Below are 16,196 nucleotides of genomic sequence, written 5' to 3'. Positions count from 1 at the left end.
TATTCCCCGTTTACGGCGCACCGCGCCAACACGACGCCAGAGCAGCATGCAGTTTCGCCCTATCTTTCTGTTGATCGCCGGCGCGCTCGGCCTCGCCGGCGGTCCGCTCCCAGCCGAAGCCGCGTCCGCGCCGGCTCAGGCCGCCTCACCCCAGACCGCGCCGGCTTCGGCGCCGCCGCTGGTGCCGCCGCCTACCCAGCCCCAGGTATCCATGCAGAGCGCCAATCCGGCGCCGCAGCGCCTGCCGGACGAACGCATCAAGGCCACGCTCGCCGCCTACCAGGACTGGCTGGACAAGCTTGACCAGCGCCATGCCGTCGCCGGCCTGGCCACCGCGGTGGTGGTCGACAACAAGGTCGTCTACGAGCACACCCTCGGCTATGCCAATGCCAGTACCGCGGAGCCGATCACGCCGGAGACGGTGTTCCGCCTCGCCTCGCTGTCCAAGGCTTTCGCCACGGCGGTGGCCGGCGTGCTGGTCAACGACGGCCGCTTCAGCTGGGACACCCGCCTCGCCGACGTGCTGCCGTTCTTCAAGCTCAAGGACGCCGCGGCGGCGGAGAAGGCCACCGTGCGCGACATCCTCGGCCAGCGCCTGGGACTGCCGCGCAACACCTACGACAACATGCTCGAGGGCGACGTGCCCTACGAGGAACTGGTGCGCCGGCTCGACGAAGTGAAGATGACCTGCGGCGTGGGCCAGTGCTACGGCTACCAGAACGTGGCCTTCAGCATGATCGGCGACGTGATCTATGGCATGACCGGCGACTTCTTCTACCGCCAGGTCGACAAGCGCATCTTCTTCCCGCTCGGCATGAAGACCGCCAGCTACGGCCGCGAGGCGCTGGAAGCCAGCGCGAGCTGGGCGCGCCCGCATCGTCCCGCCGGCGCCGGCAGCTGGCGTCCGTTCGAGCCGAAGGAGGCGTACTACCGCGTGGCCCCGGCCGCCGGCGTCAACGCCAGCCTGCGCGACATGGAGCAGTGGCTGATCGCGCAGATGGGCGGCCGTCCGGACGTGCTGCCGCCGAAGCTGCTGGAGACGCTGCACGCGCCGGAAGTGAGCACGCCGGTGGAACTGCGCTCCACGCCGTGGCGGCGCGAGCGGCTGACCGAGGCGTCGTACGCGCTCGGCTGGCGCGTGTTCCAGTACGGCGGCGAGACGCTGATCTTCCATGCCGGCGCGGTCGAGGGTTACCGCACCATGATCGGCTTCTTCCCGAAGTACCGCACGGGCGTGGTGACCATGTGGAACTCCGCCAGCCCGATGCCGTCCGGCCTGATGCCGATGGTGTTCGACAGCATGCTGGGCCTGGAGCACGTCGACTGGGCCGGCGTCGAGAGCGACGCGCCGGTGGTGGCGGCGACCAAGTCCAGCGCCAAGGGCAAGCTCAAGGCGCGCAAGAGCGGCGGCACCAAGGCGGCGTCGAGCAAGCGCGGACACCGGCGCTGAGCCGTCAAAGCTCGTCATTCCGGCGCAGGCCGGAATCCAGTGACGTCAACCCCGATTGTCGCCAAGCGCATGCGCCGGGTTCACGGCTTTCATCCCACGCCTCGCCACAGGATTCCGGCCTGCGCCGGAATGACGAGCATGCTGGACGGCGCGTAAAAAAAGAGGCGCCATAGCGGCGCCTCTTTCGTCTGCGTTGCCGGAGCGCCGCCTTACAGCTTGAACTCGATGCGCTGGCGCTTGGTGGACGCCACCGGCGTGCCGTCCTGGGTCGCCGGCTGGTACTTCCAGCGGCTCACCGCGTCCATTGCCGCGCGATCGAACACATGGCGCGGCTGCGCGTCGACCACCTTGACGTCGCTCACGTCACCGCTGGGGGTGATGGTGAAGGACAGCTCCACCCAGCCTTCCTGGTTGGAACGCATCGCCGCGGTCGGATAGCGCGGCGCGGTGTTCTTCACCAGCACGGCCGCATGCGTTGCCGCGTCCGCGGGACCGGCGGCCGCGGCGGCCGGCGCCGCCTGCGGCTGGCGTGCCGCCTCGGCCTGCTGCTGTTGCGCCTGGCGCGCCTGCTGCGCAAGGCGGGTCTGCTCGGCGGCGGCCTGCTGGGTCTTCAGCTCGGCCTGGCGATCGGCTTCCACCTTGTCGGCGGCGGCCTTCTGCGCGGCCAGCTGCGCCTGCTTCTCCTTGTCCGCCGCCAGCTGCTGCTCGCGATCCTGCAGCTTGCGCTGGGCGTCCAGCTTGGAGCGCAGGATAGTCAGCGTGTAGTTGGCCGGGTCGGCCTTGGCGAGCAGGTCGATCTGGCGCTGCGCATCGTTGAAGTCACGCTGGTTGATCGCCTGTTCGGCCGTATTGGCGGCGAACGGGAAGGTCTCGCGCAGCGCGTCGGTGGCCACCTGGTTGCCGGGCTGCTTCTGCAGCACCTTCAGGTAGAACTCGAACGCGTTGTTGCCGGCAGGGGCGAGCAGGCGCTGCTCGTTCATCGCGCGGCGCGCTTCGGACAGCAGCTGGTTGAGGCTCATCGCCTCCACGTTCGCCGGCGGCGGCGCCGCTTCGCGCCCGGCCGATACCGGCGTGGACGGATGGCCGCCGTTATCGGACTGCATCAGGTCCTGATGCGGCTTGATGATGAGGAACCAGGCTGCCGCCGCCAACACGACGACGACCACCAGGGCTGCTATGACAACGGGCTGGATAGCCCCGCGCGCGTGCGTGCGCGCATGACGTATGTATCGGGTATCCATGGTCTCTCGCTGAGTGTCATCAGATACCCGCGCTTTTTCCCCCTGTGTACCCAGGAGCGGCGGACCCCCCGGCCTGCCGCGGCGCGGATACGCGAAAGGTAACCGCAATGCAGCAGTACGGCAAATCGCGCTTAATTTCACGGTGCCAGGCGGGGGAATGCGCTAGCGGGGTCCGGGCGAAAAGTGGATTTCCGGGCCCCTGAAACGAAGCGTCCCGGCACGGAGGCCGGGACGAAACTTTTTCGAAGTGCCTCTCCCTGCGCTGGGCACCGCAGGGAGAGAAAATCGAGGTAAAGCTTTTTTAGTCGTGCTTACTTCTTGGCAGCCTTGGGCTTGGCCGTCTTGGTGGCCTTGACCACCTTGGCAGCGGCAGCCTTCTTCACGGTGCGCTTCTTGGCAACCTTCTTGGCGGCCTTCTTGGCAACCTTCTTGACGGCGACCTTCTTGGCGGACGCCTTCTTGGCAGCGGCCGGACGCTTGCGCGCGGCGGCCTTCTTCGCGGTCTTCTTCACGGCCTTCTTGGCGGCCGGCTTCTTCGCGACCGGACGCTTGGTAGCGGCCTTCTTCGCGGTGGTCTTCTTGGCAGCCTTCTTGGCGGCCGGTTTCTTCGCAGCTTTCTTGGCAGTGGCCATAGTTCGTCTCAGCTCCTCATCAGTTGGCAGTGGTTGCCCAGTAAAAGCGTGGAGGAACGCCTCAACCAGCAGATCGCTGTTGGTGGCGTGCCTCAAATTGTTCACTTGACGACGGGTACGTTCGTCCGAAAGCAGCCGTAAAACGTGGACCGGAATAGAGACCGTGATCTTGCGTACCGCTCCGGCCTTCTCGCCGTGTTCCACATACGGCTTGATGAACTTCGATGGTGCCATAACGCCTGTTCCCCGTTATCTGGTGCGAAAACTATTCCCGATTATTTCTGGTGTCAATTGATTTCAACCGGGAATTCAATCTGGCCGGCCCGCCCCATCCGCCCCGGAAGCCCCGTCCCACAAGGCTCCACGGGGTCGAAGAGGATAATTCGTTTGGACGTCCATACGGCTATAAGAGAAAATCGGAAAAAATCGAAAAACCGCTTAAATCCCGCATAAAACGCGCTATTCCGGCGCACTCGCTCATAATCGCGTGAGCCAATCGCATCGAACGCGCAACCCCTTGCCAGGCAAGGACTTAGACCCGTCGTCATGGCCATTTTGGGTGGATGAACGAAATTCGACCGAAGGCCCCTCGGCGACCCGTCCGACCCTCCCGGAGACGTCTTCGGCCCGTGCAACCGGTCGCGACGACGGGACCGCCCGCGTCGCGCATCGGCTCTCGCCACGCGCCGACGACGACGCTCCTCTGACAAACCGACGGCCGCTTGCGCGGCCGTCGTTCGATCCACTTTCGCGCGTGGCGATCAGTGGTCTTCGTTCTCCAGCTGCTCGGCGTAGGCATCCGCGTCGAGCAGTTCGCCGAGCTCGGCGCGATCGCTGGGCTTGACCACGAACAGCCAGCCTTCGCCGTAGGCGTCTTCGTTGATGGTCTCGGGCGAATCGGCCAGCGCCTCGTTGACCTCGACGATCTCGCCGGACACCGGCGTGTAGATGTCGGAAGCGGCCTTGACCGATTCCACCGTCGCCACGCCGTGGCCGACCTGCACGCTGGCGCCGATCTCCGGCAGCTCCACATACACCACGTCGCCGAGCTGGCCCTGGGCGTGGTCGGAGATGCCCACGCGGACGTTGCCGTTGTCTTCGGCGCGAGCCCACTCATGGGACTTGAGGAATTTCAGATCGCCGGGAATCTCGCTCATGATCGGGTCCAGTCCTGGGTTGAAGGAGGTTGGGTTGGAAGAATGCGCGGCATTCTAGCCGCTTCGCCGCAGCGACAACACTGCAGCTCAGATGCCTTCGCAGGGCTTGCCGTCGCGCACGAACGGATACTTCACCACGCGCACCGGCACCTCGCGCCCGCGGATGTCCACGCGGACCTCGCCCGGCTCGCCGGCCGGAATGCGCGCGAACGCCACCGCCTTGTTGAGCGTCGGCGCGAAGCTGCCGGACAGGATTTCGCCCTCGCCGTTGGCGGTAAGCACCTTCTGGCCGTGGCGGAGCACGCCCTTCTCGTCCAGCACCAGGCCGACCATCACCCGCTTCACGCCGGCGGCCTTCTGCGCCTCCAGCACCTTGCGGCCGATGAAGTCGCGGCCCTCGTCCAGCGAGATGGTCCAGCCGAGGTTGGCTTCCCAGGGGCTGACGGTCTCGTCCATGTCCTGGCCGTAGAGATTCATGCCGGCCTCCAGGCGCAGCGTGTCGCGCGCGCCCAGGCCGGCCGGCTTCACGCCCGCGGCGAGCAGCGCTTCCCACAGGGCGACGGCGTGCTCTTCCGGCACGATGATTTCGAAGCCGTCCTCGCCGGTGTAGCCGGTGCGGGCGATGAACAGCGGCATGCCGTGCGGACCCTGCGCCGCCGCGGCGACGAACTTGCCGAGCTTGCGGATGCGCTCGCGATCCACCTCGTGCAGCAGCCCGATCACCTTGTCGCGGGCATTGGGGCCCTGCACGGCGATCATGGAGAAGTCCGGCCGCTCCTTGACCTCGACGCCGAAGGCCTTGGCCTGCTGCTCGATCCAGGCCAGGTCCTTGGCGCGGGTGGCGGCGTTGACCACCAGGCGGAAGTGCCGGTCGTCGAAGAAATACACGATGAGGTCGTCGATCACCCCGCCCTGCTCGTCGAGCATGCAGGAATACAGCGCCTTGCCCTGCGCCTTCAGCTTGTCGACGTTGTTGGCCAGCAGGTGGCGCAGGAACTCCCGGGTGCGCTCGCCGTGCAGGTCGACCACGGTCATGTGCGAGACGTCGAACATGCCGGCGTCCTGGCGCACGGCATGGTGCTCCTCGATCTGCGAGCCGTAATTGATGGGCATGTCCCAGCCGCCGAAGTCGACCATGCGCGCGCCGAGCGCACGATGGGTGGCATTGAGTACGGTCTTCTCGGTCATCGAAAGTGCGCCTGGGGAAAAGCCGCATTATCGCCGGGCGCCATGCCGCATTCCAAGCCAAGGCCATGCTGCGATGCGGCGCTGGGGGTGCCCCGATCGATTCCATGCAGCCTTGAATACGTGGCCGCATGGACATCCAGACGTCAGCGCGCGTGCCGCTCCTGCGCCAGCAGGTATTCCACCACCCGCTCGGCCAGCGCCTCGGCGCGCATCGACCCGGCGAGCAGATGCAGCTCCGGCGTCTCCGGTGCCTCGTACGGCGAATCGATCCCGGTGAAATTTCGGATCTCGCCCAGGCGCGCCTTGTGGTACAGCCCCTTGGCGTCGCGCCGCTCGCACTCCTCCAGCGGGGTATCGACGAAGATCTCGACGAACTCGCCGTCCTCGAAGCGCTCGCGCGCGAAGCGGCGTTCGTCGCGGTAGGGCGAGATCACGCAGGCCAGCACGATCAGCCCGGCGTCGACCATCAGGTGCGCCACCTCGGCCACGCGGCGCACGTTCTCCACGCGCGCCTCGGGCGTGAAGCCCAGGTCCTTGTTGAGGCCCAGCCGCAGGTTGTCGCCGTCGAGCAGGTAGGTGTGCTGCCCCAGCGCGTGCAGGCGGCGCTCGACCAGGTTGGCGATGGTCGACTTGCCGGCTCCGGACAGGCCGGTGAACCACAGACAGCGCGGTCCCTGGCCCTTGGCCAGGCTGCGCGTGCGCTTGTCGATGTCCAGGTGCTGCCAGTGCACGTTGGTGGCGCGGCGCAGGGCGAAGTCGAGCATGCCGCAGGCCACCGTGGCCTGGCTCTGGCGGTCGACCAGGATGAAGCCGCCCAGCGTGCGGTTGTCGGCGTAGCGCTCGAACGGCACCGGCTGGTCCAGGTCGAGGTTGCAGTAACCGACCTCGTTGAGCTCCAGCCGGCGCGCGGCCAGCTCGGCCTGGCTGTTCACGTCCACCTTGTGCTTGATCGACGACACCCGCGCATGGACGCTGCGCGTGCCGAGCTTCAGCTCGTAGGTGCGGTTGGGCAGCAGGGCCTCGTCGCCCAGCCACAGCAGGTGCGCGGCGAACTGGTCGGACACCGGCGCCGGCCGCGCCGCGCAGGCCAGCACGTCGCCGCGGATGATGTCCAGCTCGCGATCCAGGGTCAGGGTCACGGCCTGACCCTCGACGGCGCACGACAGATCGCCGTCGGCGGTGACGATGCGCGCCACGCGGGCGCGCTGCATGCCCGGCTGCACCACGATCTCGTCGCCCGGCGCCACCGCGCCGCCGCAAAGCGTGCCGGCATAGCCGCGAAACGACTCATCGGGACGATTGACCCACTGCACGGGCAGGCGGAAATCCGCGAAGCGCGCGCTGGCCGGCTGCGCGGCTTCCAGCAGTTCCAGCAGGCTGGGGCCGTCGTACCAGGGCATCCGCGTGGAGCGGCTGCCGACGTTGTCACCCTCCGGCGCGATCACCGGCAGGCAGCGCACCGCGGCGATGCCGAGCGACGCGGCCAGCTCGCGGTACGCCGCGACGATCTCGTCGTAAACCTCGCGCCGCCCGCCGACCAGGTCCATCTTGTTCACCGCCAGCACCACCTCGCGCACGCCGAGCAGGGCGCAGATATAGGTATGCCGGCGGGTCTGCGGCAGCACACCCTTGCGTGCATCGATCAGCACCACCGCCAGGTCCGCGCCGGACGCGCCGGTGGCCATGTTGCGGGTGTACTGCTCGTGCCCGGGGCAGTCGGCCACGATGAAGGCGCGCCGCGCGGTCTGGAAATAGCGGTAGGCCACGTCGATGGTGATGCCCTGCTGGCGCTCGGCATCGAGGCCGTCGGTGAGCAGGGAGAAATCCAGCGGGCCCGCGCGGCTGTCGCGCGCCAGCGCGTCGAGCTGGTCGTCCGGCACCGCGCCGGCGTCGTACAGCAGCCGGCCCAGCAAGGTGCTCTTGCCGTCGTCCACGCTGCCGCAGGCGATGAAGCGCAGCAGGCCGGGCTGCGTCTCCATCGGCAGGTCTTTCATCGCGACGGCCATCAGAAGTACCCCTCCTGCTTCTTCCGCTCCATGGAGGCGGCGCCGTCGTGGTCGATCATCCGCCCTTGTCGCTCGGAACAGCGCGAGCCGGCCATCTCCTCGATGATGTCGTCCAGCGTCGCCGCGCTGGATTCGATCGCGCCGGTCAGCGGATAGCAGCCCAGGGTGCGGAAGCGCACCATGCGCGTCTGCAGCCGCTCGCCTTCGCGCAGCACCAGCCGCTCGTCGTCGGCCATGATCAGCGCGCCGTCGCGCTCTACTACGGGGCGCGGCTTGGCGAAATACAGCGGCACCACCTCGATCTGTTCACGGCGGATGTAGCGCCACACGTCCAGCTCGGTCCAGTTGGACAGAGGGAATACGCGCACGCTCTCGCCCGGATGCAGCCGGGTGTTGTAGTTGCCCCACAGCTCGGGGCGCTGGCGGCGCGGGTCCCAGCGGTGCTGGCCGCCGCGGAAGGAGAACACGCGCTCCTTGGCGCGCGATTTCTCCTCGTCGCGCCGCGCGCCGCCGATCGCGGCATCGAAGCCATAGTGGTCCAGCGCCTGGCGCAGCGCGGCGGTCTTCATCACGTCCGTATGCACGGAAGGCCCATGCACCAGCGGCGAGATGCCCTGGCGCAGGCCGTCCTGGTTGACGTGGACCAGCAGGCGGATGCCCGGCTGCGCGGCCAGGCGGTCGCGGCTCTCGATCATCTCGCGGAACTTCCAGGTGGTGTCCACGTGCAGCAGCGGCATCGGCGGCGGCGCCGGATAGCAGGCCTTGCGCAGCAGGTGCAGCAGCACGGCCGAATCCTTGCCGATCGAATACAGCAGCACCGGCCGCGCGAACGCGGCCATGGTCTCGCGCAGGATGTGGATGCTTTCCGCCTCCAGGACGTCGAGCCAGGAGCTGGGCCATACGGCGTTTTCGTTCACGTCGATTCCGCTTGAAGAATGAAATCGGGCCGGCGCGCCGCGCCCGAACGCACCGCTAACGCGGCAGGCGCCAATCGGACGACACGAGCGGTCGCCGCGCCGCCGCGGCATGCGGAACTCATCGCATTTGTCCCCTCTCTGCCGTGCACGCCGCCCACACGGCAGCGCGCATACAAAACCCGGCGGTGCCTATAAGATCGCCTTTCATGAGCCCATCGACCGCGACCGGAAGCGCCGAACTGGATGCCAGCTCGCAGCCCCCGCAGCTGCGCATCTCGGGCGATTGGACTCTCGCACATTACGCCGATCTGGAACGCCGCGTGGAGACCCTCGCCGCGCCGCTGCCGCAGGGCACGCGGATCGACCTGGCCGCACTGGCGGCGCTCGACACCGCCGGCGCCTCGCTGCTGGTGCGCCTGCTCGGCCCGGACCGCATCGCGGAACTGGCCCAGGCCGACGGCCTGCCGCCCGCGCGGCGCGCCCTGCTCGACACGGTGGGCAAGGCGCTCGATGCCTATCGCATCCCCGCCAAGGCCAGGCGCCGGCGCTCCGCCGTGGTCGAGGTGCTGGCGCGCATCGGCCGCGCGATGGACAGCGTGTGGCGCCAGCAGCTGCAGTTGCTCGGCTTCATCGGCATGACGCTGGAGGCGCTGGCGCGCGGCATCCTGCACCCGCGCCGCTGGCGCGTCACCTCGCTGGTGGCGCACGTGGAGCAGACCGGCCTGGATGCGGTGCCGATCGTGGCCCTGCTCACCTTCATGGTCGGCGCGGTGGTGGCCTTCCTGGGTTCGACCGTGCTGGCCGACTTCGGCGCCACCATCTATACGGTGGACCTGATCGCGTTCTCCTTCCTGCGCGAATTCGGCGTGCTGCTCACCGCCATCCTGATGGCCGGCCGCACCGCCAGCGCCTTCACCGCGCAGATCGGCTCGATGAAGGCCAACGAGGAAATCGACGCGATCCGCGCGCTCGGCCTGGACCCGCTGGAACTGCTGGTGCTGCCGCGCGTGCTGGCCCTGCTGGTATCGCTGCCGATGCTGACCTTCCTGGCCATGATCTGCGGCCTGCTCGGCGGCGCCGTGGTGTGCGCGCTGACCCTGGACATCTCGCCGACCATGTTCCTGACGCTGTTCAAGGCCGACATCGGCGTGCGCCATTTCCTGGTCGGCCTGTCCAAGGCACCGGTGTTCGCCTTCCTGATCGCGGTGATCGGCTGCCTGGAGGGCTTCAAGGTCAGTGGCAGCGCGCAGTCGGTGGGCGAGCACACCACCTCGAGCGTGGTGCAGTCGATCTTCGTGGTGATCCTGCTGGACGCCGTGGCCGCGTTGTTCTTCATGGAGATGGACTGGTGAACGCCGTCGCGCAGGAACACTCCGCGCAGGAAGACGTGATCCAGGTCCGCGACCTGGTCAACCGCTTCGGGACGCAGGCCGTGCACGAGCACCTGGACCTGGACGTGCGCCGCGGCGAGATCCTCGGCGTGGTCGGCGGCTCGGGCACCGGCAAGTCGGTCCTGCTGCGCACCATCGTCGGCCTGCGCCGGCCGACCTCGGGCCAGGTGCAGGTGTTCGGGCAGGACCTGCTGCGCCTGCCGCCGGAACAACGCTCGCGCATCGAGCGGCGCTTCGGCGTGCTGTTCCAGAACGGCGCGCTGTTCTCTTCGCAGAACGTGGTCGAGAACATCGCCATGCCGCTGATCGAACACGCCGGCCTGAAGCGGCCCGAAGCCGAAGCCCTGGGCACGGTGAAGCTGGCCCTGGCCGGCCTGCCGCCCGGCACCGAGCACAAATACCCGTCCGAGCTGTCCGGCGGCATGGTCAAGCGCGCGGCGCTGGCCCGCGCGCTGGCGCTGGATCCGGAAGTCCTGTTCCTGGACGAACCCACGGCGGGCCTCGATCCGATCAGCGCCGCCGCGTTCGACCAGCTGATCCTGACCCTGCGCGACGCGCTCGGCCTCACCGTGTTCCTGGTCACCCACGACCTGGACACGCTCTACACCATCTGCGACCGCGTCGCCGTGCTGTCGCAGAAGAAGGTGCTGGCGTGCGATCGGCTGGACGTGGTCGCGCAGAATGAGGACCCCTGGGTCCAGTCGTATTTCCATGGCCCGCGTGGCCGTGCCGCACTCGACGCGGCAGAACAGACGCGAGAGGTGAAATGAGATGGAAACCCGCGCCCATCACGTCCTGATCGGCCTGTTCACGGTGATCGTGGTGGCCGCCGCGCTGCTGTTCGGGCTGTGGCTGGCCAAGTCCAGCACGGACCGGCAGTTCGCCGAATACCAGGTGGTCTTCAACGAAGCGGTCAGCGGCCTCTCGCAGGGCAGCGCGGTGCAGTACAACGGCATCAAGGTCGGCGACGTCAACCAGCTCAAGCTCGATCCGCAGGATCCGCGCCGCGTGCTCGCGCGCATCCGCGTCGGCGCCGACACGCCGATCAAGCAGGACACCCGCGCCAAGCTCGCGCTCACCGGCGTCACCGGCATGGCGGTGATCCAGCTCAGCGGCGGCTCGCCCGGCAGCCCGGCGCTGACTTCGCCGGAAGGCGGCTTGCCGGTGATCGTGGCCGACCCCTCGCCGCTCAGCAAACTGCTGTCCAACGGCGAAGATGTGATGACTAATATCAACGACGTGGTCTCGCGTGCCAGCCAGCTGATGTCCGAGGAGAACGTGGCGCGCATCGGCCGCACCCTGGATCACCTGGACAAGGCCACCGGCGCGGTGGCGGACCAGCGCGACGACATCCGCGCCCTGCTCAGCCAGCTGGCCCAGGCCAGCAAGCAGGCCAACGCCACGCTGGCGCAGACCGAGCAGCTGGCGCGCAGCGCCAACGGCCTGGTCGACCAGCAGGGCCGCGCCACGCTGGAAAGCGCGCGCAATGCGATGGCCTCGCTGGAGCGCTCCACCGCGGCGATCGACCGCCTGCTCAACGACAACCGCGCCGCGCTCAACGGCGGCATGCAGGGCCTGGGCGAACTGGGACCGGCGGTGCGCGAACTGCGCGACGCCGCCAATTCGCTGCGCGGCATCACCCGCAAGTTCGACGACAACCCGGCCGGCTTCCTGCTCGGCCGCGACCGCAGCAAGGAGTTCGAGCCATGACGCGTGCCATGACGACCGCCGCCCGCCGCGCCCCGCTCCTGGCGGCCCTGCTCGCCACCGCCGCCTGCTCGGTGCTGCCCAAGGCAGAGACGCCGGAAATCTACCGCCTGCCCGCCGCATCGCTGCCGCAGGCGCAGGCCGGTGCGGTGAGCTGGTCGCTGCGGGTGGATACGCCGCAGGCCGAGCGCATGCTCGACAGCGCGCGCATCGCGGTGCTCCCCGCCGGCGACACGGTCAGCGTGTACAAGGGCGCGCGCTGGAGCGACCGCGTGCCGGTGCTGCTGCGCAACCGCCTGCTCGAAGGCTTCCGCAACGATGGCCGCATCACGGCGCTCAGCAGCGACGACACCAGCCTGCAGGCCGATTACGTGCTGGACGCCGACCTCACCGCGTTCCAGTCGGAATACCGCGGCAAGGATCCGGTGGTGGTCGTGCGCTACGACGCGCGGCTGGTGCGCAACAGCGGCTTGAAGATCGTTGCCGCACGCCGCTTCGAAGTGACCCAGGCAGTAAACGGCACCGCGGTGCCGCAGGTGGTCGCGGCGTTCGGCCAGGCCGGCGATGCGCTGGCCGCACAGGTAGTGGGCTGGACGCTGCAGCAGCGCGCGGACGCGCACGACTGAATCCGCTCAGCGGCGTGCGTCGATCCAGCGGAAGGTGAGGTTGATGCGCGGCCCGGTCGCCGCGCTCGTCCTGGGTAACGCATGCTGGTAGTGCCGCTGGGTTTCGCCGGCCATGCACAGCAGGCTGCCGTGCGGCAACTCCAGGCCGCGCACTTCGCGCCTGGCCATGCCCTGCTCGCGCCGGCGCAGGCAGAAGCGCCGCTGCGCGCCGAGGCTGACGGAGGCGATCACCGGCCGCGGCCCCAGCTCCGGCTCGTCGTCGCTGTGCCAACCCATCGCATCGCGTCCGTCGCGATAGAGATTGGCCAGCACGCTGTTGAAGCGCGCGCCGCAAGCCTGCTGCACGCGCCAGCGCAGCGAAGACAGCGCCTGCGTCCACGGCTGCGGCTCGAAGCGGGTGCGCGAGTACACATAGGTCGCGTCGGCATCGCCGATCCAGCAGCTCAGGCGCGGCGAATCCACTTCGCGCCCGAAGATGCGGATGCGGTGCACCTCCCAGGGGATGCTGCGCTGCAGTTCCTCGAACAAGGCATCGGCCTCGTCCGCGGCCAGCCACTGCGGCAGCAGGCGCAGCTCCGCATCCGGCAGCGGAATCGCCTGCCACTGCGCAGGGAACAGGCTCACCAGGGCGGACTCATGCCAGCGGACGCGGCTCCACCGGATAGACCGGCTCCGCATCCAGCGTGGCCGCGCAGACCTCGGCCAGTTCGAGCAGGCGCAGATCCGAGCCGCGCGCGCCGACCAGTTGCATGCCCACCGGCATGCCGTCCGGCAGCGTGCCCATCGGGATGCTCACCGCGGGGCAGCCGGCGAGGCTGGCGAAGCTGGTCAGGTCCGCCTGCGAATCCGGCACCGCGCCGCCCAGCGGGAAGGCGCCCTGCGGCGTGGTGGGGAGCACCAGCACGTCGATCTGGGCGAACAGGCGGCGCATCTTCAGCGTGGCCGCATCCAGCACGCGGTCGGCCACGGCGTAGTCGGCCGCGCTCTTGGTCGCAGCGTAGGAAAGCATGCGGCGGAAGCGCTCGGAGGCCGGATGCTCGGCGTCATCCAGGTCGGCGGCGAAGGTGCTGAGCATCTCCGCTTCCATCAGGAACAGGCCGGCGCGGCGCGTGCGGGCGAAGTCCCAATCGCTGAAGTCGACCTGGCGCCGCTCGCCCAGCTCGCGCGGCAGCCGCGATAGCGCGTCCTCGAACACGTCGATCACCGCCGCTTCCACGCCCACCGCCGCCAGGTCCGGCAGCAGGCCGCAGCGCAGGTTGCCCGGCTCCCAGTCCGGCGGCGCGAAGGCCACGCGGCGGCGGCGCGAGCGCGCATCGTCGGCGTCATAGCCGGCCAGCACCTGCAGCAGCACGGTCAGGTCGTTGGCGCTGCGCGCGAGCAGGCCGACCGCGTCCAGCCGCCGCGCGGCGGGCACCAGGCCGCGCGCGGAAATCTCGCCGTGCGTCGGTTTCAGCGCATACACGCCGCAATAGCTGGCGGGAATGCGGATCGAGCCCAGGCTGTCCGAACCGATCGCCGCCACCGCCATGCCCGCCGCCACCGCCGCGGCCGCGCCGCCCGAGGAGCCGCCGGCGGTGTAGCCATGGCGGTGCGGGTTATGGGTGGGGCCGGTGTGCGGATTGTCGGTGGACGCGCCCAGCGCGCCCTCGTCCATATTGGTCTTGCCCAGCAGCACCGCGCCCGAGGCGCGCAGCCGGGCCACCGCATGGGCATCGCCCTGTGCCGGCTGCGCGCGGCCGGGCAGGCCGGCGCGGGTGGGCCAGCCGGCCACGTCGAAGTTGTCCTTGATCGCCACCGGCAGGCCGTCGAGGCGGCCCAGCACGCCATCGCGGCGACGGTGCTGCGCAGCGCGGGCCTGTTCCCGCAGCAGGCCGGCGCTGAGGCCGACGTAGGCATTGAGTTGGGGGTTCAGACGCTCGATGGCTTCCAGGTAGACCTCGGCCAATCCCTCCGGATGAACCCGCCCGGCGGCCAGCCAGTGCAGCAATTGACAAAGTGTGGCGCGACGCAGGTCACGGTCGGAGATCGGCGGCAACTGATTCATGAACTCTCCCTGGTGGCGGGATCGATTATCGACGTGGGCGGTTAAGCGTTTGCAAGCGGTGCCGCACCATGCCGTGCACGCACCATGCGTTGCCGCACGGTGCATGAAACCGGACAATGGCCAGCTGGGGTGGCCGCGGCCGCCTCGCGCGAGCCAGAACCACCGCCAGCCAGAACCTTCCGGAGCAGCCGATGAGCGAACGCGAAATCATGGAATACGACGTCGTCGTCGTGGGCGCGGGCCCCGCCGGCCTGTCGTTCGCCATCCGGCTCAAGCAGCTCAAGCCCGACGTCAGCGTGTGCGTGATCGAGAAGGCTTCGACCATCGGCGCGCAGATCCTGTCCGGCGCGGTGATCGAGCCGCAGCCGCTGGACGCCCTGCTGCCCGGCTGGCGCGACAACCCGCCGCCGATCTGCGTGCCGGCCGTCGAGGACGAGTTCTGGCTGCTCAGCAAGACCGGCCATCGCAGCCTGCCGATCCCGCCGGGCATGCACAACAAGGGCAACTTCATCGTCTCGCTGGGCGCCATGTGCGCGTGGCTGGCGCCGCAGGCCGAGGCGCTGGGCGTGGATGTATTCCCCGGTTTCGCCGCCGCCGACAACATCTATGACGAGCACGGCGCCGTCGCCGGCGTGCGCATCGGCGACATGGGCGTGGCGAAGGACGGCTCGCACAAGAGCGGCTACACCCAGGGCATCGATATCAAGGCCAAGGTCACCGTGCTGGCCGAAGGCGCGCGCGGCAGCCTGAGCAAGCAGCTGATCAAGCGCTTCAAGCTGGACCAGGACAGCGACCCGCAGGGCTATTCGATCGGCATCAAGGAGCTGTGGCAGCTGCCCGCCGGCCGCGTCACGCCCGGCAAGATCGTGCACAGCTTCGGCTGGCCGGCCGACAGCCACACCTACGGCGGCAGCTTCCTGTATCACCTGGACAAGGACCGCGTCGCGCTGGGCTATGTCAGCGGCCTGGACTACAGCGATCCGAACTACCAGCCCTGGGAGGCCTTCCAGCAGTGGAAGAACCATCCCTCGATGAAGCCGCTGCTGGAAGGCGGCAGCATTCTTTCCGCCGGCGCGCGCGCCATCGTCACCGGCGGCTGGCAGTCGCTGCCGAAGCTGGAAATGCCCGGCGCGCTGCTGATCGGCGATACCGCGGGCCTCCTCAACGTGCCGAAGATCAAGGGCACCCACCAGGCGATCAGGAGCGGCATGCTCGCCGCCGAGCACCTGGCCGGCAACGCGCTGGACCCGGCCGGCTTCGACGCGAAGCTGCGCGGCTCGGAGGTGATGGCGGAACTGAAGAAGGTCCGCAACATCAAGCCCGCGTTCAAGAAGGGCCTGTGGATCGGCATGCTCAACGCCGCCTGGGAAACCGTCACCGCCGGCGCCTCGCCGTGGACGCTGAAGAACAAGGCCGACTGGTCGTCCCTGCACAAGCTCGGCCAGCAGGAAGAACCCAGGCGCGACTACGTGCAGCGCGAGCTGCCGCCGCGCGACCGCCTCGCCGGCGTGTACTTCGCCGCCACCGAGCACGACGAGGACCAGCCGGTGCACCTGCACGTGGCCGACACCTCGATCTGCGTGACCAGATGCGCAGAGGAATACGGCAACCCCTGCCAGCGCTTCTGCCCGGCCAACGTCTACGAGATCGTGCAGGACGAGGCCGGCAAGCGGCTGCAGATCAACGCCGCCAACTGCGTGCACTGCAAGACCTGCGACATCAAGGATCCGTACCAGATCATCAACTGGGTGACGCCGGAAGGCGGCTCGGGTCCGAATTATCAGAATCTGTAAGACACCGGTGCGGTCGCCGCTGTCCTTCGCGGGCGTGCCGCGCA

Annotated in this window: 14 protein-coding genes; 6 read left to right on the top strand and 8 right to left on the bottom strand. The window is 68.7% G+C overall.

All coding sequences use genetic code 11. The features are described from left to right. Nucleotides 1–46: 46 nt before the first annotated feature. Nucleotides 47–1,450, top strand: a complete 1,404-nt coding sequence (locus BM172_RS12880) for a serine hydrolase domain-containing protein (RefSeq protein ID WP_051548765.1) — start codon at nt 47–49, stop codon at nt 1,448–1,450. Between the two features lie 209 nt (nt 1,451–1,659). On the opposite strand, the gene BM172_RS12875 is transcribed toward BM172_RS12880, so the two are convergent. The 6 genes from BM172_RS12875 to cysD all read right to left on the bottom strand — a co-directional run bounded on the left by BM172_RS12875 (nt 1,660) and on the right by cysD (nt 8,591). Beyond that, the gene (locus BM172_RS12875) at nt 1,660–2,691 is read right to left on the bottom strand and encodes an energy transducer TonB (RefSeq protein WP_026635578.1); all 1,032 of its coding nucleotides are present in this window, start codon (nt 2,689–2,691) and stop codon (nt 1,660–1,662) included. Between the two features lie 311 nt (nt 2,692–3,002). After that, nucleotides 3,003–3,557 (bottom strand): met regulon transcriptional regulator MetJ, encoded by a 555-nt coding sequence (metJ, locus tag BM172_RS22930; RefSeq protein WP_081805187.1) that lies wholly within the window; start codon nt 3,555–3,557, stop codon nt 3,003–3,005. 527 nt (nt 3,558–4,084) lie between these two features. Next, nucleotides 4,085–4,480: a glycine cleavage system protein GcvH gene (gene gcvH / locus BM172_RS12865; RefSeq protein WP_026635576.1), complete on the bottom strand. Its 396-nt coding sequence runs from the start codon at nt 4,478–4,480 to the stop codon at nt 4,085–4,087. Nucleotides 4,481–4,567: 87 nt separating this feature from the next. Continuing rightward, nucleotides 4,568–5,668, bottom strand: a complete 1,101-nt coding sequence (gene gcvT, locus BM172_RS12860) for a glycine cleavage system aminomethyltransferase GcvT (RefSeq protein ID WP_026635575.1) — start codon at nt 5,666–5,668, stop codon at nt 4,568–4,570. Between the two features lie 143 nt (nt 5,669–5,811). Then, complete coding sequence (cysC, locus tag BM172_RS12855; protein ID WP_026635574.1) at nt 5,812–7,674, bottom strand: adenylyl-sulfate kinase; 1,863 nt, start codon at nt 7,672–7,674, stop codon at nt 5,812–5,814. Next, the gene (gene cysD, locus BM172_RS12850; protein WP_026635573.1) at nt 7,674–8,591 is read right to left on the bottom strand and encodes a sulfate adenylyltransferase subunit CysD; all 918 of its coding nucleotides are present in this window, start codon (nt 8,589–8,591) and stop codon (nt 7,674–7,676) included. Before cysD ends, cysC begins: the two co-directional genes overlap by 1 nt. Before the next feature lie 206 nt (nt 8,592–8,797). On the opposite strand from cysD, the gene BM172_RS12845 reads away from it, so the two are divergent. From BM172_RS12845 to BM172_RS12830, 4 genes are read left to right on the top strand one after another with little or no spacing between them, the layout of a single operon-like run. Beyond that, complete coding sequence (locus BM172_RS12845) at nt 8,798–9,943, top strand: MlaE family ABC transporter permease (protein WP_026635572.1); 1,146 nt, start codon at nt 8,798–8,800, stop codon at nt 9,941–9,943. Then, entirely contained in the window at nt 9,937–10,752 is an 816-nt protein-coding gene (locus BM172_RS12840; protein ID WP_428844768.1) for an ABC transporter ATP-binding protein, read from the top strand. The genes BM172_RS12845 and BM172_RS12840 overlap by 7 nt, the downstream gene beginning before the upstream one ends. A 1-nt stretch (nt 10,753) precedes the next feature. Next, on the top strand, nt 10,754–11,692 hold the full coding sequence (locus BM172_RS12835) for an MlaD family protein (RefSeq protein ID WP_026635570.1): 939 nt from the start codon (nt 10,754–10,756) through the stop codon (nt 11,690–11,692). After that, nucleotides 11,689–12,315 carry an ABC-type transport auxiliary lipoprotein family protein gene (locus BM172_RS12830; RefSeq protein WP_051548763.1) on the top strand — a complete coding sequence of 209 codons (627 nt, stop codon included), beginning with the start codon at nt 11,689–11,691 and terminating at the stop codon, nt 12,313–12,315. The genes BM172_RS12835 and BM172_RS12830 overlap by 4 nt, the downstream gene beginning before the upstream one ends. Before the next feature lie 6 nt (nt 12,316–12,321). Here BM172_RS12830 and BM172_RS12825 read toward each other — a convergent pair whose 3' ends face one another. Together BM172_RS12825 and BM172_RS12820 are read right to left on the bottom strand one after the other, a co-directional pair. Next, nucleotides 12,322–12,939, bottom strand: a complete 618-nt coding sequence (locus tag BM172_RS12825; protein ID WP_428844766.1) for an alpha-ketoglutarate-dependent dioxygenase AlkB family protein — start codon at nt 12,937–12,939, stop codon at nt 12,322–12,324. A 10-nt stretch (nt 12,940–12,949) separates the two neighbouring features. Then, nucleotides 12,950–14,359: an amidase gene (locus BM172_RS12820; RefSeq protein WP_026635567.1), complete on the bottom strand. Its 1,410-nt coding sequence runs from the start codon at nt 14,357–14,359 to the stop codon at nt 12,950–12,952. Nucleotides 14,360–14,550: 191 nt separating this feature from the next. On the opposite strand from BM172_RS12820, the gene BM172_RS12815 reads away from it, so the two are divergent. Continuing rightward, nucleotides 14,551–16,152 (top strand): electron transfer flavoprotein-ubiquinone oxidoreductase, encoded by a 1,602-nt coding sequence (locus BM172_RS12815; RefSeq protein ID WP_026635566.1) that lies wholly within the window; start codon nt 14,551–14,553, stop codon nt 16,150–16,152. Nucleotides 16,153–16,196 lie beyond the last annotated feature (44 nt).

The organism is Dyella marensis (genome assembly GCF_900112865.1).
Classification (GTDB): Bacteria; Pseudomonadota; Gammaproteobacteria; order Xanthomonadales; family Rhodanobacteraceae; genus Dyella_D; species Dyella_D marensis_A.
This window is presented reverse-complemented; position numbering and strand designations above follow the sequence as displayed.